A 25,293-nucleotide genomic window follows, 5' to 3' on the forward strand; every position below is an offset into this window, starting at 1 on the left:
GCATGGACATCGGCGTCGTCCTGCAGTGCGACCCACCCGCCCGGGACGTGGTGGAGTGGGCCAGGAAGGCGGAAGAGCTGGGCTACAGCCACGTGTGGACGTTCGACTCGCACGTGCTGTGGCAGGAGCCGTTCGTCATCTACAGCAAGATCCTGGCCGACACCGAGCGGGTGATCGTCGGCCCGATGGTGACCAACCCGGGCACCCGGGACTGGACCGTGATCGCGTCCCAGTTCGCCACCCTCAACGAGATGTACGGCAACCGCACCATCTGCGGGATCGGCCGCGGCGACTCGGCCCTGCGGGTGCTGGGCCTGCAACCGAACTCGCTGGCCCAGCTGCGCGAGAGCATCGGCGTGATCCGCGGCCTGGCGAGCGGCGAGACGGTGTCGTTGCGCGGGCAGGAGCTGCGGTTCGCCTGGGCCCCCGACAGCCGGCTGGACGTGTGGGTGGCCGCGTACGGGCCCAAGGCTCTGGCCCTGACCGGTGAGGTGGGTGACGGCTACATCCTGCAGCTCGCCGATCCGGACATCGCGTCCTGGATGATCAAGGCGGTCCGGGCCGCCGCGGAGCGGGCCGGCCGCGACCCGGCGGCCATCAAGTTCTGCGTCGCCGCGCCCGCCTACGTCGGCGACGACCTGGCCCACCAGCGGGACCAGACCCGCTGGTTCGGCGGCATGGTCGGCAACCACGTCGCCGACATCGTGGCCCGCTACGGCGCCGACGGCGCGGTGCCGCAGGTGCTGACCGACTACATCAAGGGCCGGCAGGGCTACGACTACGCGGAGCACGGCCGGGCCGGCAACTCGCACACCTCGTTCGTGCCGGACGAGGTGGTGGACCGGTTCTGCGTGCTGGGCCCGGTCGAGGCCCACCTGCAACGCCTGGAGGAGCTGCGGGCCATCGGGGTCGACCAGTTCGCCCTCTACCTGCAGCACGACGACAAAGAGGCGACTTTGCGGGCGTACGGCGAGAAGATCATCCCGGTGGTCGCGTGAGACGTGTGCTCAGCGCCGGCGCCGGCCTGGTCGTGCTCATCGCCCTCTGGGAGGGCTACAAGGCGGTCGGGAACCCGGACGGGACAGTGCTGTTCGGCGTGCGGATCCTGCCCCGGTCCGACGACCTGTCGATGCCGCACGTGTGGGAGATGCTCAGCCGGCTCGGGCGCCCCGAGCTCACCGGCGGGCGGCCGGTCTGGCAGGCGGTGCTCAGCGCCAGCTTCTTCACGCTGGGGATCACCACGGTCGGCTTCGCGGCCGGTGCGGTGATCGGCCTGCTGCTGGCGGTGGCCATGCAGCGGTTCCGGATCGTCGAGCGGGGCCTGCTGCCGTACGTGATCCTGTCGCAGACCGTGCCGCTGGTCGCGCTCGCGCCGCTCATCGCCGGGTGGGGCGGCACGATCTGGCCGGAGTGGATGACGGTCGCGGTGATCGCGGCGTACCTGGCCTTCTTCCCGGTCGCCGTGGGCATGCTGCGCGGGCTGCAGTCGCCGCAGGCGGCCGGGGTCGAGCTGATGCGCAGCTACGCCGCCGGGTGGTGGCGCACGCTGATCAAACTGCGCCTGCCGGCCTCCCTGCCGTACCTGTTCCCGGCGCTGCGGCTGGCCGGTGCGGCCGCCGTCGTGGGCGCGGTGGTCGGTGAGATCTCCACCGGTACGCGCGGTGGCATCGGCCGGCTCATCATCGAGTACTCCCGGGAGGCGACCAGCGATCCCGCCAAGGTCTACACCGCCATGCTCGGCGCGGCCCTGCTCGGGCTCGTCGTCGCCGCCCTGGTCAGCCTGCTGGAACTGCCGCTCATGCGGCACCGACGACGCGTATCGGTGGTGACGATGTGACCGCGGTTTCCCTCTCCGGAGTGTCCAAGGTCTTCAACCAGGGCCGGCCCGACGAGGTCACCGCCCTGACCGGCATCGACCTGGCCATCCCGGCCGGGCAGTTCGTCTCCCTGATCGGGCCGTCCGGGTGCGGCAAGAGCACCCTGCTGCGGCTGATCGCCGACCTGATCCCGGCGACGACCGGGACGGTCGAGGTGGCCGGCAAACCGGCCGCCCGGGCCCGGCTCGATCAGGAGTACGGCATCGCGTTCCAGCAGGCCGGCCTGTTCGAGTGGCGCACCGTGCAGCGCAACGTGGAGTTGCCGCTGGAGTTGCGGGGCGCCTCCCGGGCCGAGCGCAGGTCCCGGGCCACGGAGATGCTGGCGCTGGTCGGGCTGGCCGACTTCGCCGGGCACTATCCGGCCCAGCTCTCCGGCGGCATGCAGCAGCGCGTCGCGATCGCCCGCGCCCTGGCCGTGCACCCGCCGCTGCTACTGATGGACGAGCCGTTCGGCGCGCTCGACGAGATGACCCGCGAGCGGCTGCAGTCGGAGCTGCTGGCGATCTGCGCCAAGACCGGCACCAGCACGGTGTTCGTCACGCACTCCATCTCGGAGGCGGTGTTCCTGTCCGACCGGGTCGTGGTGATGTCGCCGCGGCCGGGCCGGATCACCGCGACGATCGACGTCGAGCTGGGCACCCGCGACGACGCGGCCCGGCAGTCCCCGGCGTACTTCGCGGCGATCACGTCGGTCCGCCGCGCGTTGCGGGGCACCGGGACGGTGCCCGAATCCGTGGGGGCGGAGGACGCCGCTGCGGTTGCGGCGCCGTCGCCCCGTACCTCCGAAGCGACCGCGCCGTGAACCTCCTGCGCCGCGTCGCCCCGCCGGTCCTGCTCGGGATCCTGGCGCTGGTGGCGTGGGAGCTGACCGTCTCGTTCGGCCGGATCGCACCGTTCATCCTGCCGGCGCCGTCGGCGATCTGGCACGAGCTGGTCGTGCAGCGCCGGAACGTGTGGGAGGCCGGGCTGGCCAGCGGGCTCAACGCGCTGGTCGGGCTGGCCTGGGGCACGGTCGCCGGGGTGCTGGCCGCGATGGCGGCCAGCCGGTTCCGGATCCTCTCCGAGGTGTCCGTCCCGCTCGCCGCGGTGCTCAACGCGCTGCCGATCATCGCGCTGGCCCCGATCCTCAACAACATGTTCGAGTCGACCTCGAGCGTGCCGCGCCGGCTGGTCGCCGGGATCATCGTGTTCTTCCCGGTCTTCATCAACACGCTGCGTGGCCTGCGTGAGGTCGACCCCACCCACCGGGAGCTGATGACCAGCTACGCCGCCGGCGGCTGGACCTTCACCCGGCTGGTCCGGCTGCCCGGCGCGCTGCCCTTCGTCTTCACCGGCCTGCGCCAGGCGTCGTCGCTGGCCGTCATCGCCGCGGTCGTCGCCGAGTACTTCGGCGGGCTGCAGGACGGGCTCGGCGCGCGGATCACCTCCGCCGCCGCGTTCACCGCGTACCCCCGGGCCTGGGCCTTCGTGGTCGGCGCCTGCCTGCTCGGACTGTTCTTCTACCTAGCCACGCTCCTGCTGGAGCGGATCGCGATGCCCTGGAAAGCCCGCCTCATCTCGTAGGAGTTCGTGTGCGTCGTCCCTTGTTCGCCACCCTCATCGCCGCCGTGCTCACGCTGAGCGCCTGCGGCACCGCCGACACCCCCAAGACGACGACCCCGGGCGCCAGCGGCGGCGCCCTGACCCCGATCAAGCTGCAGCTGCAGTGGTTCTACCAGGCCCAGTTCGCCGGCTACATCGCCGCCGTGGACCAGGGCTTCTACCAGGAGCAGGGCCTCGACGTGCAGCTGCTCGAAGGCGGCGTCGACATCGTGCCGCAGACCGTGCTGGCCCAGGGCAAGGCCGACTACGCGGTGGCCTGGGTCCCCAAGGCGCTGGCGTCGCGCGAGCAGGGCGCCGGCATCACCGACGTCGGGCAGATCTTCGCCCGCTCCGGCACGTACCAGGTGGCCTGGAAGGACAGCGGCATCAGCAAGGCCGCCGACCTGAAGGGCAAGAAGGTCGGCAACTGGGGCTTCGGCAACGAGTTCGAGCTGTTCGCCGGTATGACCAAGGCCGGGCTGGACCCGGGCAAGGACGTCACCCTGGTGCAGCAGCAGTTCGACATGCAGGCGCTGCTCAAGAAGGAGATCGACGCCGCCCAGGCGATGAGCTACAACGAGTACGCCCAGCTGCTGGAGGCGACGAACCCGGCGACCGGCAAGCTCTACACGCCCGAGGACTTCGCCATCATCGACTGGAAGACCGAAGGCTCGTCGATGCTGCAGGACGCGGTGTGGGCCAACACGGACAAGCTCAGCGACCCGGCGTACCAGCAGCAGACGGTGAAGTTCCTGGCCGGCACGATCAAGGGCTGGGCATACTGCCGCGACAACGCCGAGAAGTGCCGCGACCTGGTGGTGGCCAAGGGCTCCAAGCTCGGCAAGAGCCACCAGCTCTGGCAGATGAACGAGGTCAACAAGCTGGTCTGGCCGGCCACCGGTGGGGTCGGCACGATCAACGAGGCCGACTGGAAGCAGACGGTCGACCTGTCCCTGACCACGAAGAACCAGACCGGCGACACGGTGCTGACCAAGCAGCCGGAAGGCCTGGCCTTCACCAACGACTACATCAAGCAGGCGCTGGACCAGGCCAAGGCGGCCGGCGTGGACATCAACGGTGCCGGTTTCCAGCCGAAGACGGTGACTCTCACGGCCGGCGGCGCGTAGCCGCTGCGACTCCCCCGGGCCCGGCCGTCACCCGACGGCCGGGCCTGTTCGCGCCGTCAGTCCGACAGACACCGGCCGTTCGGCAACCGCCCGACGACCGTGATGACTCCCGGCCCTCGGCCGCCGAGCACATAGCCGATGAGGCAGACATCCTCACGGGCCACCGCGAACATCACGGCATCGGCCGGAGCGGGGTCGTCCGGACCGGCCAGCCGGACCACGGCACCGGGATACCCGGCCTGCTCGAGCGCCTGCCGTACCTCCCGCACATCGCCGCTGACCGATGCCCGGGCGTCGCCCGGGTAGCACGCGCTGTCGGACGGCGGCTCGCAGAGCGACCGGCGAAGCGACTGGTAGATCTGCCCGGTGGTTTCCAGGTGCCGCCGTACCTGCTCCGCCGGGACCACCGCGCGCAGCGCCTCGTCGCGCGACCGGCGGTCGCAGAGATCGAGCGCCGCCTCCCGCTCATCGCCGTTGATGAAGAAGCACGAATTGGTCGTCGTCGTGCCGGAGCTGCCGCGGTCGAACGAATTCCAGGCCAGGGGCGCGGCGCACAGCAGCACGGCCACGGTCAACAGGAGACCGATCAGCCGGCGCGGTCGCGAGGCGGGCTCGGCCGGGCGGCCGAAGACGAACATCGCCGGGCACTACTGGGTGCTCAGCCGGGCTGCGAACGCCACCGCCGCGATGTCGCCCTCGCGGAGCCGTTCCGCCGCGTCGGCCTCGCCCAGGGTGATCAGGCGGTGGGCCGCCGTGCTGATCAGGGCCTCGTTGCCACCCAGCAGCTTGCGGGCCAGGTTCGCCTGCAGCGGGGTCAGCTCCGCGTACGCGCACTTGTCCAGCGCCGCGATGGTCTCCTCGTCCAGGGTGCCGGCCAGGGCCCGTTCCGTGACGATGCGCAGCAGCCAGGACGGCCACCAGCTGTACTTGCCGATCAGGTGGCCCGCCCGGATCGCCTGACGCGGGGTCTGGCCGGCCTCCAGCAGGCGCAGGGCCATCGGGATGTCGAAGCGTTCCAGGCGCAGCGCCGTGACGAACAGGCGGTACAGCTTCTTCTCGTCCACCAGGGGCTGGGCCGCGGCGGCCGCCGCCGCGTACTCGCCGCGCAGGGCCAGTTCGACGATCGCCGCCTCCTCCGTGGCGATCGCGGCTCCGGTCGCGCGTTCCCGGATCCGGTCGAGGGTGCGCGACAGCCGTTCGGCGGCTTCCCGGCCGTGCTCGGCCCGTTCGGCGCTCGCCGGGCGCTCCAGCCGGCGGATCACCGCGTCCGCGGCGATCTTGACCTCGCGGCGCAGCAGCGGAGCTTTGATGTACGGGCCGACCAGGTCGCTGAGCCCCTCGACCAGGTAGGCGGCGTCGAAACGGTCGGACGCTTCGAGGAACTGCGCCCACCATTGCTCCAGGTGCACCCCCACGCCTTCCAGCGTGGCGCAATCGGGGCCGTGATGCGGGCGGAACGGCCGAGGTCACCGCCGTGGGTGACGGCGGTGACCTCGGTCGCTGGTGATGTCAGCTGCCGGTCGGGTCGAGGACGACCTCGTCCGTCCCGGTCTGCGGCGGGGTGCCGGAGTCCGTGTACGACGCCACGAACACCGCGTTCAGGTTCTCCGCACCGGAGTGACCCGGGTCGAGGAACGTCTGGATCGAGCCGCTGCACCCGGTGGCGGTGGACAGCGGGTGACCGTGCTGGTCGTGGCCCAGGATGAAGGTCACGGTGACCTTCGAGCAGTCGACCGGCTGGTCGTCCACCACGGTGACCTGGTAGCTCACCGTGTCACCGAAGGCGAACGGCTGGTCCGGGTTCGGCGTGGTGGTCAGGGTGACCTGCGGGGCTGCCGTGCCCACCGGGAGCAGCACCTCCGCGGACGCCCAGCGACCGGTCGGGTCGGTGACCTTCAGCGTCGGCCGGTAGTTGCCGTTCTCGGTGAACGTGTAGACCGCGTTCGGGGCCCGGGAGTCGACGATGCCGTCGGCGTTGAAGTCCCAGGCGTAACGCAGGCTGTCGCCGTCGGGATCGGTGGTGCCGGCGCTGGAGAACGTCACCGTCAGCGGCGCCTCGCCCCGGACCGGCGTGGCCGTGATCTTCGGCAACGGGGTGCGGTTGCCGCGGACGTAGTCGATGCGGGCCAGCTGCGCCTCCGGGTTCTCGGAGAAGTAGCCGTCGCCGTACTCGAGCACGTACAGCGAGCCGTCCGGGCCGAACTCCAGGTCCATCGGGTTGTCGAAGATGACCGACGGCAGCACCTCACGGATCGCGGTGACCTCGTTGTCCGCGCCGAGCGTGAACTCCTGCACGTAGTCGCGGGTCCACTCGTAGAACAGCGGCTTGCCGTCGTAGTACTTCGGCCACTTGGTCGCCGACTTGTTCTTGGCGTCGAAGTCGTACGCCGGGCCGCCCATCGGGCCGATGCCGCCCGTGCCCAGCTCCGGGAACTCCGTCGAGGCCGCGTACGTGTAGATGACCTCCGCCTTCTGCACCGGCGGCAGCTTGCGCTTACCGGTGTTGTTGGGCGAGTCGTTGACCGGCGCGGCGCAGTTGAACGGCTGGCCCGAGGTGCGGGTGGCGAAGTCGAAGTCGACGTACGGCATGTCGGGCGCGACGCAGTACGGCCAGCCGTAGTTGGCGGGCTTGTCGATGGCCATCCAGCGGCCGTGCCCGGCCGGCCCGCGCGCGGGGTTGGGGCTGTTCGCGTCGGGCGAGTAGTCACCGACGTACGCGACGTCGGTCTTCTTGTCGACCGCGAAGCGGAACGGGTTGCGCAGGCCCATCGCGTAGATCTCCGGGCGGGTGTACGCGGTGCCCGGCTTGAACAGGTTGCCCTTCGGGATGGTGTAGCTGCCGTTGGCCCGGACCTTGATCCGCAGCAGCTTGCCGCGTAGGTCGTTGGTGTTGCCGGCGGTGCGCTGCGCGTCGAAGGCCGGGTTGCGGCCGGCCCGCTCGTCGATCGGCGTGTAGCCGTCGGAGGCGAACGGGTTGGTGTCGTCCCCCGTGGACAGGTACAGGTTGCCCTTGCTGTCGAAGTCGATCTTGCCGCCGACGTGGCAGCAGATACCCCGGTCGGTGCCGACCTCCATGATCTTCTGCTCGCTGGCCAGCGCGAGCGTGTTGCCGTTGAGCTTGAACCGCGACAGCCGCATCACGCCCTTGTACCGGGCGAAGTCGGCGGCGGTGCCGTTCTCCGGCGCGTCACCCTCGTTGACCGCGGGCGTCGCCGGGTCGTCCATCGGAGTGTTCAGCGGCGGCGAGTAGTAGATGTAGACCCACTTGTTCTGCTTGAAGTTCGGGTCGATCGCGACGCCCTGCACACCCTCCTCGTCGTGCTGGTAGACGGGGATCTTGGCGGCCAGGATGTTGCGCCCGCTCTTCGGGTCGTTGATGCGTACCTCACCGGTGCGCGCGGTGTGCAGCACCCGGCGGTCCGGCAGCACGGCCAGCGCGATCGGCTCGCCCGGGAAGTCGTCCAGGGTGACCTTCTGGAAGTTCGCATCGGCCGGCGGCTCGGCCGGGGCCTTCGCCGCGGCCGGTCCGGACGGGACGGTCAGGGCCGTCGTGAGCAGAGCCAGCACCGGTACGGCAGTCAGCAATCGCTTCTTCATAGAGCAGTCCCCTCAGAACCGGAGGTTGTCGAGGTAACGGAAGCCGACCTCTGCGGTGATCAGCGCGTCGGCGGGGGTACGCGGCGGGCTGCCCGCGTCGTCACGTTCCACGATGTACTCGACCAGGCCCGCCTCGCGGGAGTGCTCGAAGATGCGGCCGAAGTCGATCAGACCGGCGCCCGGGTCCTCGAAGCTGCTGGAGACCGCCATGTCCTTGACGTGCACCTGGCGGATCCGTCCCCGGTTCTCGTGGATCAGGTCCACCGGGTCGTGCGCACCCCGCCAGGCCCAGTACAGGTCGACCTCGAAGTGCACCAGCCCGGGATCGGTCTCGCGGGTCAGGATGTCGAAGCCGGTGCGCTTGCCGCCGTCCTGGCGCAGGAACTCGTTGTGGTGGTTGTGGTAGCCGAAGCTGAGCCCGGCCTTGCGGGCGAGCGCACCGGCCTTGTTCAGGTCCTTGGCGAAGGCTTTGTAGACGGAGCCGTCGCGGATCGGCCCGTTGGCGTCGGTGCCGAAGTACGGGTGCACGATGTACTTGTTGCCGACGATCAGGGCGTCCTCGAGCGCGGCCTGCCAGGTCGAGGCGTTGAACGGCTGCGGGATGCCGACGTGCCCGGAGGTCGCGCGCAGCCCGGCGGCGTCCAGGGCCGCGCGGAACTGGGCGGCCGTGCGGCCGACGAAGCCGGCGTGCTCGACCCGGGTGTAGCCGATCTCGGCCAGCTCGGCCAGGCTGGCGTCCAGGTCGATGGTGAGCTGGTTGCGCAGGGTGTAGAGCTGCACGCTGATCTTGTCGCGCGGCACCCGGGCGAGCCGGTGGCCACCCTTGGACGCCTCGGCCGGTGAGGCCAGGACGGCGGAGGTGCCGACCGCGGCGGCACCGGCCGCGGCGGCGCCCAGAAGATGGCGGCGGCTGACGGTGGACTCGTTCTGCATCGCTTGTACTGCCTCCCGGTAGGTGGTGCGGGAATGACGTGGGCGCACGGCATCGGCCGCTCGGGCGGCGGCTCTCGGGGAGCCCTGCGCCACGTCGGAGCACTTTTGTTGCATCGAAGTCGTTCGCTTGCTGATGTTAATGGTTTGTTTCGCTCAAGTGGCGAAAAGAATCTTCGAAATATGCAAAAGTTTGGTTGCCGCCTGCGAGAAGGACGCGCCAAAGCCGTGGATCAGACGATGTGGACAGGACGGACATCGCCCGTTCCGAAGGGCTTCGCCCAGCTCACCGGTGGTTGTGGACGGTCACATCCCTCACCGTGCCCGGCAGGGCCGCGAGGGGCAAGCGGTATACGTCAGGCCGTGACGGCGCGACGCTGGGCGGCGAGCAGCCGGGTGAACTCCTTGGCGGGCATCGGCCGGGCCAGGTGGTAACCCTGGCCGAGGGTGTATCCCAGCAGGCGCAGCTGCTCGGCCTGGGCCTCGTTCTCGATGCCCTCGGCCACCGTGTCCAGCCCCAGGGCGTTCGCCAACTGGATGACCGCGCGGGCCACCGCCTGGCTGGCGTCCCGCCCGGCCCCGGCGTCCTCGATCTCGATGCCGTCCACGAAGGACTTGTCCAGCTTGACGATCGCCGCCGGGAACGAGCGCAGCAGGCTCAGCGACGACTCGCCGGTGCCGAAGTCGTCCAGGGCCAGCGCCACGCCGAGCCGGTCGAGCTCGTGCAGGGTGCGCGACACCTGGCTGCCGCGCAGCACCGCGGACTCGGTCAGCTCCAGCACCAGGCGGTCGGTGGGCAGCCCGGAATCGGCCAGCGCGGCCAGCACGTCGCTGACGAAGTCGGGATCGTGCAGCTGGCGCGCCGAGACGTTGACGCCCGGCTTCTGCAACGCGTCCGGGCCGAACTCGGCCAGCCAGGCCGCCATCTGCCGGCACGTCTCGCGCAGCACGAACCGGCCCAGCTCGACGATCAGGCCGGTGCGCTCGGCGACCGGGATGAACTCGACCGGCGACACCGGGCCGCGGACCGGGTGGTCCCAGCGCACCAGCGCCTCGACGCCGATGATCTTACGGTCGGCCAGCCGGATCACCGGCTGGTAGACGACCCGGAACTCGCCCTCGTCCAGGCCCCGGCGCAGCTCACCGCCGAGCTGGATGTGGGCCAGGATCGGCTCCTCCATGCCGGGCACGTAGCGCACGTAACCGGCCTTGCCGTGGCCCTTGGCCGCGTACATGGCGACGTCGGCGTCGCGCAGCACGCTGTCGAGCGTCGCACCCGGCGCCGCGGTCGCGATGCCGATGCTGGCCTGCACCAGCAGCCGGTGCTCGCTGATCGGCCGGGTCAGCGCGTCCAGCACCCGCTGGGCGACGGTCTCCCCCACCGTGGTGCCGCCGGTGAGCAGCACGGCGAACTCGTCGCCGCCGATGCGCACCGGCAGGCCGTCGGCGCCGCACTGCTCGCGCAGCACGTCGGCCACCGCGACCAGCAGGTGGTCACCGACGTCGTGACCGAGCGAGTCGTTGACCGTCTTGAAATCGTCCAGGTCGACCAGCAGCACGGTCGCGGACGCCTCGTGGGTCAGCGCGGCGTGCAGCACGGCGCGGAACCGGGCCCGGTTGGCCAGCCCGGTCAGGCTGTCGTGGCTGACCTCGTGCTGCAGCCGCACCTCCTGGCCACGGATGTCGCTCAGCAGCCGCTTGTTGTCCCGGAAGGCCACGAACTGCCGGGCTGTGACCAGGACGCTGACCAGCACGGCGGCGATCAGCGAGACCCGGCCGGGCCACTGCAGCGGCCCGGCCGCCACGGCCACCAGCGGCAGGTCCCCGGCGGCGATGGCCAGGTACGGCAGCAGCGGCGAGGACCGGCGTGACACCCGGCGGCCGCCGAGCGTGGCCCGGGCCTGCGCGCGTACGGCCAGAGTGAGCAGCACCGGGGCGACGGGCAGCACCACGGCCTGCGACGGCACCCCACCGGCGTTACCGAACGTGGTGGCCAGCACGGCCACCCCGGCCGCGGTCAGGCCCATGGCCGCGACCAGCCGCATCGCGGTCCGGTCGACCGGGCCGTCACCGAGGTACGACACCTTGGTGATGCCGCCGACGGTGAGCAGGAACGCCAGCCCCACCAGCGACAGCGTCTGCGGGGCCCAGCGCTCGGTGGCCGTCAGCATGGGGGCGAGCCCGAAGTGCCACAGCACCGTCGCGCACCCCAGGAAGGCGACGAGCCGGTCCAGGTGCATGCGCCAGCGCTCGGCGGGATCCATCGCGCCCACCGGGACCCGGGCGACGGCCCACATGGCCAGCGCGAAGCCCAGCCCGACACAGCCGGCGGCGGACAGCGTCATGTCCGGCGGCATGTCGCCGACCGAGTACAGGGCGGCGTTGACGGCCATCAGCACGTAACCGGCGGTCATGAACGAGGCGGCGATCAGCAGGGTGAGCCAGAAACGGCTGGCCGTCCGGTCGCCGCGTACGGTGCGCCAGAGCTGGAACAGCGCGATCACCGCGAAGACACCGCCCAGCGGCACCGCCAGGTAGGCGATCGCCACGTGCCCCGCGCCGGCGGTGCTGAACAGCAGGAACCACAGCCAGCTGGCCAGGGCGAGGGCAGCGGTGATCCACACGTAGCGTGCGGGTGCGCGGGTGTCCTCGGCCATGCTGAAAGCATCGGCGCTGAACGGCTCGGATGTAGCAAAACCGGGCTGACCGGGATCGCGCACAAGATCGCCGTGGTCCACCGGACCAGGCTGCCGTACGAACGGCCCGCGGGCCATCCGCGAAACGGACTATCGCCCCGGACCGGCCCGTAGCACCGCGGCGGCACCGGATCGGCCGAAAGACAGAGAGCCGGCCGGGGTATCAGCCCCGGGCCAGATGTGCGCCGGGGTGCGCCGCCGCGATGCTGACTGCACTGTCGCACTCTGCTCAGGGGGATCCGGATGACGTCCGTACCGCACCACTACGACACCACGCCGCTGGCGCACACGGACGTCCTCGTCCTGGACTACCTGGCCGCGCTCTGGGGCGCCAGCGAGGACCTCGCCCCCGAGCTGCGGGACGAGTTGATGACCACCGTCGCCGACTACATCGCGATGCGGCGTACGTCGGTGGCCGACCCACTGGAGGACCCCCGGCACATCCTGCACCGGCTCGGCCCGCCGGAGGCGCTCGCGGCCGCGGCCCGCCGCGGCCGGATGCCGGCCCACCTGCGCCGGCCGGTCCTGCCCGCCCCGCTGCCGCCACCGGCCGCCACGTCGTCGGCGGGACCCGAGTACGCGGGGATCGCCCTGCTCACCGCCGGCTCGGTGGTGCTGCCGGTGATCAGTCCGCTGGCCGGGCTCATGCTGGTGTCGGGCTCACCGCGGTGGAGCCCGGCGCAGAAGACCGCCGCCTGGGTGCTGGCCGGACTGCCGGTGCTGCTCGGCTTCGTCATGGTGATCGGGGCGGCGGCCTTCGGCGGGGGCGAGGCGGCGGTGCTGCTCGCTTATCTGGGGATGGTCGCCGGCGCGATCATCGCCGGGCTGTCGCTGCTGCCCGGCCTGGCGGCTCGCCGCCGCTACTAGAAGCCGGCGGGCTGTCGCTGCGGCCCGCCGCCGCTACTGGGAGTCGGCGGGCTCGCGCAGGGTGGCGCGGGCCAGCACGGCCAGCGCCAGCGCGGAGTGGGCGGGGAGCAGCGCGATCAGCGGGAACTCCCCGTCGAAGAGGAAGCCCGCGGCCAGGGCGGCCACGATGCCGGCGGCGATCGACAGCGCCCCGGCGACGGCCGCCCGGGCCAGCCCGGTCGTGCCGCGTACCACGGCCACGAACCCGGCCAGCGCGGCGAGCAGGGCGAACAGCACCGCCACCCGGGTGGCCGGGATGCCGAAGACGGCGGCCCGGCCGACCTCCGGGATGCCGGAACACAGGCCGGCGAGCAGGGGCAGCTCGACCAGCGGCGGCAGCAGCCAGGCCAGCGTGGCGACCCAGCGCAGGGTGGCGGCGCCAGCCGGTGTTTCCGTCATGAAGCAGCCTCCGTCACGTGTCGCCCCGTCCAGTCTGCTCCTCCCCCGCAACCCCGGCCGCCCCGGCCTCTCCAGGCCCGCGGTCCGGCTGGTTCAGGTCGCGGGCCCGGCGCCGAGCGGGTCGGCCAGCAGTTGCTCGAAGGCGAGCTCGGCCGCGCCGATCAGGGCGGCGTTGCGGCCCAGGGCCGCGGCGCGCAGCTGCACGTGTTCGCGAGAGGCCGGCAGAGCCATCGCGTCCAGGCGGCGCCGGACGTCGCCGGCGCCGGCCGCGTACACCTCGCGCAGCGAGCCGCCGAAGACCACCAGGTCCGGGTTGACCACGTTGACCAGGTTGGCCACCCCGAAGCCGAGCCAGTCCGCGACCTGGCCGACCGCCGCGCGGGCCGCGGGCTCGCCGCCGGCCGCCGACCCCAGCACCTCCAGGACGGCAGCCCGGTCCCCCGGCGCGCGGCCGGCGTGGCGCAGCAGTGCGTTCTCCCCGATCTCGGTCTCCCAGCAGCCGCGGGAGCCGCAGCCGCAGGGCCGCCCGTGCGGGTTGACCACCATGTGACCGACCTTGCCACCGTGACCGCGGTGGCCGGCGACCAGCCGGCCACCGGTGATGATGCCGGCGCTGACGCCGAGATCACCGTGCAGGTAGATCAGGTCGTCGATGCCGGCGGCCACACCCCGGACGTGCTCGGCCAGCGCGGCGATGTCGGCCATGTCGCCGGTGACGAAGCCGGGGCCGGCTGGTAGCGCCTCGCCCAGGGCGTCACCGAGCCCCTCGTCCGTCGCGCCGATCCGGATCCGGCCCTCGGCGTCGCGGCTGGTGTCGGCCACCGCGACGGCCCCGCCGATCGGGGGCAGAGCGCCGGACGCGGCCGAGTCCCGCATCGCGCGCAGGAAGCCGGCCAGCGGCGCGACGGCGTCGAGCACCGGCAGGCCGGGCGGGCGGCGGGTCTCCCGCAGGTCGAGGATCCGGCCGCCGAGCCCGACGCGGGCCGCGCGGAGCCGGTCGGCCTCGATGCTGAGCGCGTACGCGTAGACCCGGCTGGAACGGGGGCTGACGACCAGCGACGGCCGGCCGGCGCGGCGGGCGGCCGTGGGCGCCTCGGCCTCCTCGGTGACCAGGCCGGCCGCGGCCAGGTCGGCGGCGAGCGCGCCGATGGTGCTGCGGTTGAGCCCGAGCCGGCCGGTGAGCTCGGCCCGGGAGGTGGGGCCGTGCACGTGGACGAAGCGCAGCACGGCGCCGAGGTTCTGCCGGCGGATCTCCTCCTGGCTGGCCCCCGGCGCGGCCGGCAGCGGCAGCTCCACGGGTCGCCCCGGGCGGGACGGCTTCGACCGTACGGGTGTCGCCACAGTCCAGCCTCCTCCCGATCGTCCGTTTTGTCGGTATCGAAGACGACGAAGGGTCCCCGGAGACGGACTCCGGGGACCCAAGGGCCGTCAGGTACTACCGAGCCGTCACGCCTTGGTGAGCGGGGCGAGCTTCGGGTCGTTCGCGTACGCCTCGGCCGCGTTGGCCTTGGTCACGGCGACCGGCGGGAGCAGGAAGGTGTCGACGACCTTGCTGCCGTTGTTGTAGGACTTCTGGTCGTTGACCTGCGGGGCGTTGCCGGCCTGCAGGGCCTTGACCATGGTGATGGTCTCCTTGACCAGGTTGCGGGTGTCCTTGTTGATCGTCATGTACTGCTCGCCGGCCATGATCGACTTGATCGACTCGACCTCGGAGTCCTGACCGGTGACGACCGGGACGGGCTTGCCGCGACCCTTGATCGACGTGATGATCGCGCGGGCCAGGGTGTCGTTCGGGGAGAGGACGCCGTCCAGCGTCTTGCTGCCGTAGGTCGAGGTCAACAGCTGGTCCATGCGGGCCTGCGCACCCTCGGCCTTCCAGCCCTGGATGGCGGTCTGCTTGACGTCGGTCTGCTTCGAGCCGACGACGACGTCGCCCTTCTCGATGGCCGGCTTGAGGACGTCCATCGCACCGTTGAAGAAGACACCGGCGTTGTTGTCGTCCGGCGAGCCGGAGAACAGCTCGATGGTCCACGGGCCGGTCGGCTTCTTGGCCTTCATGCCGTCCAGCAGGGCCTGGCCCTGGAGCTGGCCGACCTTGAAGTTGTCGAACGCGACGTAGTAGTCGAGGTCCGGCGTGTTGGTGATCAGGCGGTCGTACGCGATGACCTTCGCGCCGGCCTGGTGCGCCGCGGCGACCTGGGTCGACAGCTGCGCGGCGTCGGTCGCGCCGATGACGATGACCTTGGCACCCTTGGTCACCATGGCGGTGATCTGGGCCTGCTGGTCGGCGACCGTGGTGGACGCGCCGGCGTACTGCACGTCGCTCTGGAAGCCGGCCTCCTTCAGGCCGTTGGTGAACAGGTCACCGGCGAGAACCCAGTTCTCCGAGGTCTTGGCCGGCAGGGCCACACCGATGAGGGAGTTGGCCGCGAAGCCCTTGGCCGGGGCGTCCGAGCCGGACTCCTCGTCACGGCCGCCGCCGCAGGCCGTCAGGGCCAGCATCGAGATGGCGCCGATGGCCACCGTCTTGGCAAAGAATGTACGCATTGGGGGGTGTTGCCCTTCTTCAGAGGTGATACGGGTGAGAGGGGTTCTCGGTGACCGTCAGCCGGACACCGATGTCTTGGCGGGCTCGCGCTCCGCGGCCGACGAAGCCGGAATGGCAGGTGCCTCCCGGCGGAAGGGACGCATGAGGCTTCCGATGACCGAGAAGCGTCCCTGGCTCTTGTTGTAGACGTCCAGCGCGACCGCGAGCAGCAGGACCAGGCCCTTGATGATCTGGACCCGGTCGGTGCCGACGCCCTGCAGCTGGAGGCCGTTGTTGAGCACGGCCATGACCAGACCACCCACGATGGAGCCGCTGATCGTGCCGATACCGCCGGCCACGGCCGCACCACCGATGAAGACCGCGGCGATCGCGTCCAGCTCCCAGCCGTTGCCGTCCTGCGGGCCGGAGGCGGCCGAGCGGGCCACGAAGATCATGCCGGCCAGCGACGCCAGCACGGACATGTTCATCATGACGAAGAAGTTGACGCGCTTGAGCTTGACGCCGGAGAGCTCCGCGGCGCGGGAGTTGCCGCCGACCGCGTAGATGTGCCGGCCGCCCGCGGTGTTGCGGGTGTAGAAGGAGTACAGCAGCACCAGGACGACCAGGATGATGCCGGAGATCGGGAAGCTGGTGCCGACCCGGCCGCTGGCGAAGCGCAGCGCCACGAAGGCGAGCACGCCGACCATGACGGCCATCCGCAGGATCGAGACCCAGAGCGGGCCGGCGTCGGCGTCCATCTCGTGCCGGGTACGCCGGGCCTGCAGCTCCCGCCAGACCACGGCGATGCAGGCGGCCAGGCCGAGCAGCAGGGTCAGGTTGTTGTAGCCGGTGTTCGGTCCCACCTCGGGCAGGTAGCCGGCGCCGATCTTCCGGAAGCCCTCGGGCACCGCGATCGTGTTGGCGTTGCCGATGAACTGGTTGCCGCCGCGGAAGATCAGCATGCCGGCCAGCGTGACGATGAACGCGGGCACGCCGATGTAGGCCACCCAGAAGCCCTGCCAGGCACCGATCGCCGCGCCGATGGCGAGGCCGAACAGAATGGCCAGCGGCCAGGGCAGGTCCCACTCGGCCATCGACTTGGCGACCAGGATGCCGGCGAACGCGGCGATCGAGCCGACCGACAGGTCGATGTGACCGGCCACGATCACCATCAGCATGCCGATGGCCAGGATCAGGATGTACGAGTTCTGGTTGAACAGGGCGATCAGGTTGTCCGACCGCAGGGTCAGCCCGTCCGTCAGGAACTGGAACAGCAGGACGATCGCCACCAGGGTGAAGATCATGCCGAACTGGCGGGCGTTGGAGGTGGTTCCTCCGAAGAGGTTCTTCTGAAGGTCCTTGAATCGGCTCATCGGGTCTGCATCTTCTTCGTCGAGGTCATCTGCTTCATGAGGGTCTCCGGGTCCGCATCCTGGCGGGCGATGTCGCCCGTGATCTGGCCTTCGAACACGGTGTAGATGCGGTCGCAGAGCCCGATCAGCTCGGGCAGCTCCGAGGAGATGACGATGACGCCCTTACCCTGGTCGGCGAGCCGCTGGATGATGCCGTAGATCTCGTACTTCGCGCCCACGTCGATGCCGCGGGTGGGCTCGTCGAGGATCAGCAGGTCGGGGTCCGTGAACATCCACTTCGCCAGGACGACCTTCTGCTGGTTGCCGCCGGAGAGCTTGGAGACGCCCTCGTCGACCGAGGGCGCCTTGGTCCGCAGCTCCTTGCGGTAGGACTCGGCGGCCTTGTACTCGGCCACCTCGTCGAGGACGCCGCGCTTGGTGATCTTGGACAGCTTGGCCGCCACCGTCGACGTCTTGATGTCGTCGAGCAGGTTGAGGCCGATCGCCTTGCGGTCCTCGCTGACGTACGCGAGCCCGTGGGCGATCGCGTCCGCCACCGACTTGAGGACGATCTCCTTGCCGTCCTTGATGATCGTGCCGGACTCCCAGACACCGTAGGAGCGGCCGAACACGCTCATCGCGAGCTCGGTGCGGCCGGCGCCCATCAGGCCGGCGAAGCCGACGATCTCGCCGCGGCGCACCACGAAGTTCTCGTTCTTGCAGACCTGGCGCTCGGCTGAGATCGGGTGCCGCACGTTCCAGTTGCGGACCTCGAAGAACACCTCGCCGATCGTCGGCGTGTGGTCCGGGAAGCGGCTGCTGAGCTCGCGGCCGACCATGCCCCGCACGATCCGGTCCTCGTCGACGCCGTCGGCCTTGACGTCCAGCGTCTCGACCGTCCGGCCGTCACGCAGGATCGTGATCTGGTCGGCGATGGCCTCGATCTCGTTGAGCTTGTGCGAGATCATGATCGAGGTGATGCCGCGCTCGCGGAAGCCGCGCAGCAGGTCCAGCAGGTGCCGGGAGTCCGCCTCGTTCAGCGCGGCCGTGGGCTCGTCCAGGATGAGCAGCTTGACGTCCTTGGCGAACGCCTTGGCGATCTCGACCAGCTGCTGCTTGCCGACGCCGATGTCCTTGATCAGGGTGTCCGGGTCCTCGCGCAACCCGACCCGGGCCAGCAGCTCCCGGGCCTGGCGCTGGGCGGACTTCCAGTCGATCGCGCCGCGCTTGCGGGGCTCGTTGCCCAGGAAGATGTTCTCGGTGATCGAGAGCTCGGGGATGAGGGCGAGCTCCTGATGGATGATCACGATGCCGGCGTGCTCGCTGGCCCGGATGTCCGAGAAGCGGGTCTCCGTCCCTTGGTAAACGATGTCACCGTCGTACGTGCCGTACGGGTAGACCCCGCTGAGCACCTTCATCAGCGTGGACTTGCCGGCACCGTTCTCGCCGCAGATGGCGTGGATCTCGCCGGCCCGCACCACGAGGTTGACGTCGGCGAGGGCCTTGACTCCGGGGAACTCCTTGGTGATGGAACGCATCTCCAGGAGGATCGGCGCGTCGCTCATCGCTCGCACCACCTCGCCAACGTCATGGATGCCTCCGGGAGGGATCTGGCTTTCACATGGTTTTGTTGCCGAGGGCAACCTATTCAGAGCAGAAGATGATTCGCAAGTTTCTAGATCACCGGACAGGTAACAATCCGGCAATAAAGAGCCGGAGCGTGCGATGCACGCTCCGGCTCTCTTACCTGCTTAAACGGTTCACACGGTGACCGGCTCCCGCTCCGGCTCGCTCGCCAGTTCCTCGCGCAACCGCTCACCCTCGATGTCGACGTTGGGCAGTAGCCGGTCCAGCCAGCGCGGCAGCCACCAGGCGGCCCGGCCGAGCAACGAGATCACGGCCGGCACGATCGTCATCCGGACCACGAAGGCGTCGATCGCCACGCCGATGGCCAGCGCGAAGCCCATCGACTTGATGACCGGGTCGTCCAGCAGGATGAAGCCCGCGAAGACCGACGTCATGATCAGCGCGGCCGCGGTGACCACGCGGGCGCCGTGCCCCATGCCGCTGATCGTCGCCTCCTGGGCGCCGGCGCCGTGCACGAAGTCCTCACGCATCCGCGACACCAGGAACACCTCGTAGTCCATCGCGAGGCCGAACAGGATGCCGATCAGCAGGATGGGCAGGAAGCTGATCAGCGGTCCCGGGCTGTCCAGGCCGACCAGCCCGCTGAGGTGTCCCTCCTGGAACACCAGCACCGTGACGCCGAAGGTGGCGCCCACGGTGAGCAGGAAGCCGAGGGCCGCCTTGAGCGGCACCAGGATGGACCGGAACACCAGCATCAGCAGCAGCACCGACAGGCCGACGACCAGCAGCAGATAGACCGGCATGGCGGCCGACAGCTTCTCCGACACGTCGATGCCCACGGCGGTCTGCCCGGTCAGCGACACGTCCGCGTTCGCGATCCCGGCCACCCGGTCGCGGACGTCGTGCACCAGGTCCTCGGTGGCCTCGTCGGTCGGGCCGGTCCGCGGCAGCACCCCGAGCAGCGCGGTCAGCTTGTCCTGACTGAGGTTCGGCGGGGTCACGGCCAGCAGGTTGGGCGTGCCCTGCAACAGCTGGGTGGCCTGCTGCACGGCGGCGGTGGTCTGCTCCGGCGAGTCACTGGAGACGACCAGGGCCAGCCGGCCGTTGAAGCCGGGGCCGAAGCCCTCGGTGATCAGGTCGGCGGCGTCGCGGCCGGGGGTGCCGACCGGGCCGGCACCGGCACCGGGCAGCGCCACCCGCATGTCCGCGGCCGGCAGGGCCAGCGCGCCCAGGCCGAGCACGCCGACCAGCAGCACCGGGATGCGCAGCCGGGTGACCAGCCGGGCCCAGCGGAAGCCGAAGCCCTCCTTGGGCTCGGCGTGCGACGCGGCGTGCGAACCGGCGGACCGCAGCTTGCGCGGCAGCACCCGCTCGCCGGCGAAGCCCAGCAGGGCGGGCAGCAGCGTGATGGCGACCAGCACGGCCACGGCGACGGTGCCCGCGGCGGCCAGGCCCATGACCGTCAGGAACGGGATGTCCACGACCGCGAGACCGGCCAGCGCGATGACCACGGTGATGCCGGCGAACACGACGGCGGAACCGGCGGTGCCCACCGCGCGGGCGGCCGCCTCCTGCGGCGTGAGGCCGTCGACGAGGTTCTGCCGGTGCCGGGAGGTGATGAACAGCGAGTAGTCGATGCCGACGGCCAGTCCCAGCATCAGGGCGAGCACCGGCGCGGTGCTGGTCAGCGTGACGACGCTGCTCAGCGCGAACAGGCCGGCCATGCCCGCGCCAACCCCGATCAGCGCGTTGAGCATGGTCATGCCCGCGGCGACCAGCGAGCCGAAGGTGATCACCAGGACCACCAGGGCGATGATGACGCCGATGCTCTCGGTGCCGCCGACCTCGGGCTCGGAGTTCATCACCTCGCCACCGTGCTCGACCCGCAACCCGGCGGCCTCGGCGGCGGCACCGCTCCCCTCGTACGCGGCGCGCTGCTGCTCGGTCACCTCGTCGGCGCGGGTGGCGAACTGCACCTGGACGAGGCCGTACCGGCCGTCCTGCGAGAGGGCCTTGGCGGCGAAGGGGTCCACGGCGCCGAGCACGCCGGGCAGCGCCGACGCCTCTTTGACCAGGCCCTCGACCGCGGTCTTGAGGGTGGGATCGGCCAGCGTGCCGCCGGCCGGCGCGGCCACCACGATGGTGCCGGTGGCCCCGCTGGCCTCGGGGAACTCCCGCTGCAGGGCGTCGATCGCGCGCTGCGACTCGGTGCCGGGCATGGTGAAGTCGCTCGACGAGGTGCCCTTGAAGGCCAGAGCGGCCCCGCCCAGCGCGGCCAGCAGCACCAGCCACAGGACGACCACGAGCTTGCGGCGCCGGAACGAGGCCCGGCCGAGCCGGTACAACAGGGTTGCCATGTCAGTCCTTGGATCGAGGGGTGAGCAGGGCGCGCTTCGCCACGGCGATCAGGGCGGAGCGCAGGGTCGCGTCGTCGGGCTTGTCGATGGCCACCGAGCAGATGCCGGCCAGCAGCACGTCCGCGGCGATGCGGTCGACCGGGTCGATGGACCCCGCCGCGAAGGCGGTGCACAGGTTTTCGATCATGGGCTGGGCGTCCGCGAAGGCGGGGGTCCACAGCACGTCCAGAGAGCCGTAGTAGATGAGCCCGGCCTCGCGGCGGTACCGCAGCACCAGGTCGACGAAGCCGTCGATGGCCGCCTCGCGCGCGGCCTCACCGTCGAGCTGGGCCAGCCGGGCGGTGAGCTCGGCCAGCTCGGCGGCGGCCGGCGCCACCAGGGCGGCGAGGATCGCTTCCTTGGTGTCGAAGTGGTAGAGCAGCGTCGCCTTGGAGCAGCCCACCTCGGCGGCGATGTCCTGCAGCGAGGTGCCCTTGAAGCCGGCGCGGGAGAACAGCTCCGCGGCGACGGCCAGGATCTCGTCGCGTGTCCGGGTACGGGCCATGCCCACCAGCATGCCTGACCGATCGGTCAGAAGCTGGCCGATCGGTCAGTAAGTGACTCAGGTAACGCTAGACCGAGGCGAGATAGCGCTCGGCGGCATCCGGGGTCATGAACCAATGGTCCAGGTCGGTCGGATCGGAGAAGGCGTCCGCGAACCGTGAGGCCACGACGGGATTGCCCGCGGCGGCGCCGAGTATGCCCTGCACGTGCGGTGGCAACGGCTGGAGCATCGCGTTGGTCCAGTCGGTGACCGCGCGGGCGGTCGAGGACCAGAACGCCTCGGCGGTGTCGCGCATCCACTGCTCGTCGAACGGCCGGTCGCCCCGGTCACGGATCGCGGCCAGGTAGGCGGTGGCGCACTTGGCCGCGGTGTTGGCGCCCTGGCCGGTGATCGGGTCGTTGGCCAGCACCACATCGGCCATGCCGAGCACCGCCGTCCCGCCGTCCAGCCGGGCGACCGGCTCGCGCACGACCGGTGCGTACCGGCCGTGCAGGGTGGCCCGGGCGTCGGTGAGCTCGACGTGGCGGGCCCGCTCGGCGACCCAGGGCACGTACCGGCCGGCCAGCTCGAGGGTCAGGGCCAGATGCTCGGCCGGGTCCATCGGGGCGGGGCCCGCCCACCGGTCGATCGGGCCGCCGGGCACGGCCTCCCAGAACAGGATGTCGCAGGGGCCGGTCAGGGTCAGGGCGGGAATGACGAACAGCTCGCCCAGCTCGGGCACGGCGTGGAAGCCGATGTGCGGCGCCGGGAAGTCCGGGTCGGGCTCGAGCCCGTGCACGTACGCGACGGCGAGCCCTCGCTGAGGTGCGTCGTGGATCGAGCGCCGCGGGTCGCGGTCGAAGATGGACACCAGGTCGCCCCGGCCGGCCGCGACGACGGTCAGATCATGACGCCCGGCGAGCGCCGCCAGCTCCCCCGCCTCGACGGTGCGGTATTCCACCGTCACGCCGCGCTGCTCGGCCAGCTCCAGCCAGGCCGCCATCTTGAGGCGCTGGTCGACGCTGCGGCCGGGGTGGCTGAGCCGGGCGTTGAAGGCCAGCGCCTGCTCGCCGGGCGGGGCGGACAGGGTGATCCGGAAGCCCTCGAACGCCGGGGCCTGCTCACCCCAGAGGTCGAGGCCGAGGGCCCGCTCGGTCTCGAGCGCGTCGTGGAACATGCCCTGAGTGCTCATCGGGCGCCCGCCCCGGATGTCCTGCGGCGTGCGGGCGGAGATCAGCGTGACGTCGTGACCGTCGGCGCGCAGGCCGAGCGCGAGCTGGAGGCCGGACTGCCCGGCACCGACGACGAGAACCTTGCGCATGCCCGGGACTCTACACAAACGGGATTATTCGCGCAGTTGCCGCAGGATCCGGGTGAGGTCGGCCCGGTCGGTCTCGCTCAGGCCGGCGAAGAAGCGCTCCGCGGCGGCCTGCCGGGCGGCCCGGATGGCGTCGCCGGCCGCGGTGCCCGCCGCCGTCAGGTGCAGCACGGTCGCCCGCCGGTCGGCCGGGTCCGGAGTGCGCTCGACCAGGCCCCGCTCCTGCAGATCGTCGACGACCTCGGTGGCCGAGCGCGGCGCGATGCGCAGATGCTCGGCCAGGGCGCCCGGGCGCATCGGGCCGTGCCGCATCAGCACCGCGAGGGCCCGGCCGTGCGACGGGGAGACGTTCAGCGGCTCCAGCGCCTCCCGGTGACGGTGGCGCAGGGTGCGCGCGACCGACCAGAACAGCTCGGAGAGGTTCTCGTCGGCGGCGGGATCCACGGGAATACCGTACCAGCGGTTGCGGTTGTTCCCTCATGGTGAGGTAACCTCACTAAACCCCGTACCGGAAGAAGGTTGTTGCTCTTGGAAACCACCCCCGTCGGAGGCGGCCGCCGCGGCCGCACCACCACCGTCACCGCCGCCGAGAAGAAGCAGGCCCGCGAGGTCTCCCTGCGCCGCATCGGCCGGCTCTTCAGCGCCCACCGGCTGCAGCTCACCATCGTCACCGCGATCATCGTGGCCTCGTCCGTGCTCGCCATGGCCTCCCCGTTCCTGCTGCGCGAGGTCATCGACCGCGCGCTGCCGGAGCAGAACCTCCCGCTGCTGGCCTGGCTCGTCGCCGGCATGGTGGCCGTCGCCGCCGTCACCTCCGCGCTCGGCGTCATCCAGACCTGGATCTCCACCACCGTCGGTCAGCAGGTCATGCACCGGCTCCGGGTGGACGTCTTCACCCACCTGCACCGGCAGTCCGTGGCCTTCTTCACCCGCACCCGCACCGGCGAGGTGCAGTCCCGCATCACCAACGACATCGGCGGCATGCAGTCGGTGGTCACCTCCACCGCGACCTCCATCGCCTCGAACCTCACCACCGCCGTCGCCACCGCGGTCGCCATGGCCGCCCTGTCCTGGCAGCTGTCCCTGGTCTCCCTGGTGGTCCTGCCGCCGGCCATCCACCTGACCCGCCGGGTCGCGAAGATGCGCAAGGAGATCACCGCGCAGCGCCAGCGCGAACTGGCCGACCTCAACGTCACCGTCGAGGAGGGCCTGTCGATCAGCGGCGTGCAGCTGAGCAAGACCATGGGCACCGGCGCGGCGCTGGTCGAACGCTTCACCGCCTCCTCGACCCGGCTGATCGATCTGGAGCTGCGCTCCGAACTGGCCGGACGCTGGCGGATGGCCGCGATGAGCATCATCTTCGCCGCCATCCCGGCGATCATCTACCTCAGCGCCGGACTGCCGCTCACGGCCGGCACGCTGAGCATCGGCACCCTGGTCGCGTTCACCACCCTGCAGGCCGGGCTGTTCCGGCCGCTGATGGGCCTGCTCGGCGTCGGGGTCTCGCTGACCAGCTCACTGGCCCTGTTCGCCCGCATCTTCGAATACCTGGACCTGCCGGTCGAGGTCGACGACCCGGCCGAGCCGGTCGAACTGCCCGAACCGGTCCGCGGGCACCTGCGCTTCGAGGACGTCACCTTCGCGTACCCGGGCAGTGAGACCGCCGCGGTCGCCGGGATCTCGCTCGACGTGCCGGCCGGCACCTCGCTGGCCCTGGTCGGCGAGACCGGTTCCGGGAAGAGCACGCTCGCCGCGCTGATCGCGCGGCTCTACGACCCGGCCGCCGGCCGGATCACCATCGACGGCATCGACCTGCGCGATCTGCGCCTGGCCGACCTGGCCGCGGTGGTCGGGGTGGTCAGCCAGGAGACCTACCTGCTGCACACGACCGTGCGGGAAAACCTGCGGTACGCCCGGACCGACGCGACCGACGCGCAGATCGAGCAGGCCGCCCGGGCCGCGCAGATCCACGACCTGATCGCCGGGCTGCCTGACGGGTACGACACAGTTGTCGGCTCGCGCGGGCACCGGTTCTCCGGCGGTGAGAAGCAGCGCATCGCGATCGCGCGGACGTTGTTGCGTGACCCTCGCATCTTGGTGCTGGACGAGGCGACCAGTGCGCTGGACACCTCCACTGAGCGGGCTGTGCAGCGGGCTTTTGACGAGCTGGCTCGTGGGCGCACGACCGTGACGATCGCGCACCGGCTGTCGACCGTGCGCGACGCCGACCAGATCGTGGTGGTCGACCACGGCCGGGTCCTGGAGTCCGGCGACCACGACTCTCTGGTGTCGGTCGGCGGCCGCTACGCCACCCTGGCCGCCTGATCCCGCTCCACTCCCACCTTCGCCCCGCTACCGCCACACCCACTCTTCGCCGCCCGCTCTCGCGTCGATTCCGAGTCGCACTCGCCACGCCACGCGTCGCTATCGCCCGCCCGCGCCGTCGCCCTTCCGATCTTGGTAATTGGTGGCTGCCTGGACAGCCATCGCTTACCGAAATCTGTTCGGGCGTGGCC

The 25,293-nt window shown here is 71.0% G+C and carries 21 protein-coding genes; 7 read left to right on the forward strand and 14 right to left on the reverse strand.

Features of this window, described 5'->3' with window-relative positions:
• Positions 1–2: 2 nt before the first annotated feature.
• Genes ACWEOZ_RS21660 through ACWEOZ_RS21680 form a run of 5 tightly spaced genes read left to right on the forward strand, consistent with a single transcriptional unit; the run spans position 3 to position 4,585 of the window.
• Entirely contained in the window at positions 3–998 is a 996-nt protein-coding gene (locus ACWEOZ_RS21660) for a TIGR03842 family LLM class F420-dependent oxidoreductase (RefSeq protein WP_451912474.1), read from the forward strand.
• Entirely contained in the window at positions 995–1,837 is an 843-nt protein-coding gene (locus tag ACWEOZ_RS21665) for an ABC transporter permease (protein ID WP_451912475.1), read from the forward strand. The genes ACWEOZ_RS21660 and ACWEOZ_RS21665 overlap by 4 nt, the downstream gene beginning before the upstream one ends.
• Positions 1,834–2,679 carry an ABC transporter ATP-binding protein gene (locus ACWEOZ_RS21670; protein WP_451912476.1) on the forward strand — a complete coding sequence of 282 codons (846 nt, stop codon included), beginning with the start codon at positions 1,834–1,836 and terminating at the stop codon, positions 2,677–2,679. Before ACWEOZ_RS21665 ends, ACWEOZ_RS21670 begins: the two co-directional genes overlap by 4 nt.
• Positions 2,676–3,440, forward strand: coding sequence for an ABC transporter permease (locus tag ACWEOZ_RS21675; protein ID WP_451912477.1), 765 nt, complete (start codon positions 2,676–2,678; stop codon positions 3,438–3,440). The genes ACWEOZ_RS21670 and ACWEOZ_RS21675 overlap by 4 nt, the downstream gene beginning before the upstream one ends.
• A gap of 8 nt (positions 3,441–3,448) precedes the next feature.
• Entirely contained in the window at positions 3,449–4,585 is a 1,137-nt protein-coding gene (locus ACWEOZ_RS21680) for an ABC transporter substrate-binding protein (protein ID WP_451912478.1), read from the forward strand.
• Positions 4,586–4,641: 56 nt separating this feature from the next.
• Here the strand turns inward: ACWEOZ_RS21680 and ACWEOZ_RS21685 are convergent, their stop codons facing one another.
• The 5 genes from ACWEOZ_RS21685 to ACWEOZ_RS21705 all read right to left on the reverse strand — a co-directional run bounded on the left by ACWEOZ_RS21685 (position 4,642) and on the right by ACWEOZ_RS21705 (position 11,769).
• A complete protein-coding gene (locus ACWEOZ_RS21685) occupies positions 4,642–5,223 on the reverse strand; it encodes a DUF6993 domain-containing protein (RefSeq protein WP_451912479.1) in 582 nt (193 codons plus the stop codon).
• Positions 5,224–5,232: 9 nt separating this feature from the next.
• Complete coding sequence (locus ACWEOZ_RS21690) at positions 5,233–6,000, reverse strand: hypothetical protein (protein ID WP_451912480.1); 768 nt, start codon at positions 5,998–6,000, stop codon at positions 5,233–5,235.
• Positions 6,001–6,094: 94 nt separating this feature from the next.
• Entirely contained in the window at positions 6,095–8,182 is a 2,088-nt protein-coding gene (locus ACWEOZ_RS21695; RefSeq protein ID WP_451912481.1) for a PQQ-dependent sugar dehydrogenase, read from the reverse strand.
• Between the two features lie 12 nt (positions 8,183–8,194).
• Positions 8,195–9,115: a sugar phosphate isomerase/epimerase family protein gene (locus ACWEOZ_RS21700; RefSeq protein ID WP_451912482.1), complete on the reverse strand. Its 921-nt coding sequence runs from the start codon at positions 9,113–9,115 to the stop codon at positions 8,195–8,197.
• Between the two features lie 353 nt (positions 9,116–9,468).
• On the reverse strand, positions 9,469–11,769 hold the full coding sequence (locus ACWEOZ_RS21705) for an EAL domain-containing protein (RefSeq protein ID WP_451912483.1): 2,301 nt from the start codon (positions 11,767–11,769) through the stop codon (positions 9,469–9,471).
• A gap of 282 nt (positions 11,770–12,051) precedes the next feature.
• Between ACWEOZ_RS21705 and ACWEOZ_RS21710 the strand changes: the two genes are divergently transcribed.
• Entirely contained in the window at positions 12,052–12,675 is a 624-nt protein-coding gene (locus ACWEOZ_RS21710) for an HAAS signaling domain-containing protein (protein ID WP_451912484.1), read from the forward strand.
• Positions 12,676–12,708: 33 nt separating this feature from the next.
• On the opposite strand, the gene ACWEOZ_RS21715 is transcribed toward ACWEOZ_RS21710, so the two are convergent.
• The 9 genes from ACWEOZ_RS21715 to ACWEOZ_RS21755 form a co-directional block, all read right to left on the reverse strand.
• A complete protein-coding gene (locus ACWEOZ_RS21715) occupies positions 12,709–13,113 on the reverse strand; it encodes a hypothetical protein (RefSeq protein ID WP_451912485.1) in 405 nt (134 codons plus the stop codon).
• Positions 13,114–13,206: 93 nt separating this feature from the next.
• Complete coding sequence (locus ACWEOZ_RS21720; RefSeq protein WP_451912486.1) at positions 13,207–14,454, reverse strand: ROK family protein; 1,248 nt, start codon at positions 14,452–14,454, stop codon at positions 13,207–13,209.
• Between the two features lie 105 nt (positions 14,455–14,559).
• Positions 14,560–15,660: a substrate-binding domain-containing protein gene (locus ACWEOZ_RS21725; RefSeq protein WP_451912487.1), complete on the reverse strand. Its 1,101-nt coding sequence runs from the start codon at positions 15,658–15,660 to the stop codon at positions 14,560–14,562.
• A gap of 57 nt (positions 15,661–15,717) precedes the next feature.
• The gene (gene mmsB / locus ACWEOZ_RS21730) at positions 15,718–17,013 is read right to left on the reverse strand and encodes a multiple monosaccharide ABC transporter permease (RefSeq protein WP_451912488.1); all 1,296 of its coding nucleotides are present in this window, start codon (positions 17,011–17,013) and stop codon (positions 15,718–15,720) included.
• Positions 17,010–18,557 carry a multiple monosaccharide ABC transporter ATP-binding protein gene (gene mmsA, locus ACWEOZ_RS21735; protein ID WP_451912489.1) on the reverse strand — a complete coding sequence of 516 codons (1,548 nt, stop codon included), beginning with the start codon at positions 18,555–18,557 and terminating at the stop codon, positions 17,010–17,012. Before mmsA ends, mmsB begins: the two co-directional genes overlap by 4 nt.
• 195 nt (positions 18,558–18,752) lie before the next feature.
• On the reverse strand, positions 18,753–20,936 hold the full coding sequence (locus ACWEOZ_RS21740; RefSeq protein WP_451912490.1) for an MMPL family transporter: 2,184 nt from the start codon (positions 20,934–20,936) through the stop codon (positions 18,753–18,755).
• Between the two features lies 1 nt (position 20,937).
• Entirely contained in the window at positions 20,938–21,480 is a 543-nt protein-coding gene (locus tag ACWEOZ_RS21745) for a TetR/AcrR family transcriptional regulator (protein WP_451912491.1), read from the reverse strand.
• Positions 21,481–21,547: 67 nt separating this feature from the next.
• Entirely contained in the window at positions 21,548–22,780 is a 1,233-nt protein-coding gene (locus ACWEOZ_RS21750) for a styrene monooxygenase/indole monooxygenase family protein (protein ID WP_451912492.1), read from the reverse strand.
• A gap of 24 nt (positions 22,781–22,804) precedes the next feature.
• Complete coding sequence (locus ACWEOZ_RS21755) at positions 22,805–23,221, reverse strand: MarR family winged helix-turn-helix transcriptional regulator (RefSeq protein WP_451912493.1); 417 nt, start codon at positions 23,219–23,221, stop codon at positions 22,805–22,807.
• Between the two features lie 84 nt (positions 23,222–23,305).
• On the opposite strand from ACWEOZ_RS21755, the gene ACWEOZ_RS21760 reads away from it, so the two are divergent.
• The gene (locus tag ACWEOZ_RS21760) at positions 23,306–25,102 is read left to right on the forward strand and encodes an ABC transporter ATP-binding protein (RefSeq protein ID WP_451912494.1); all 1,797 of its coding nucleotides are present in this window, start codon (positions 23,306–23,308) and stop codon (positions 25,100–25,102) included.
• The last annotated feature ends 191 nt before the right edge of the window (positions 25,103–25,293 follow it).

Source organism: Actinoplanes sp. NPDC004185, assembly GCF_053603475.1.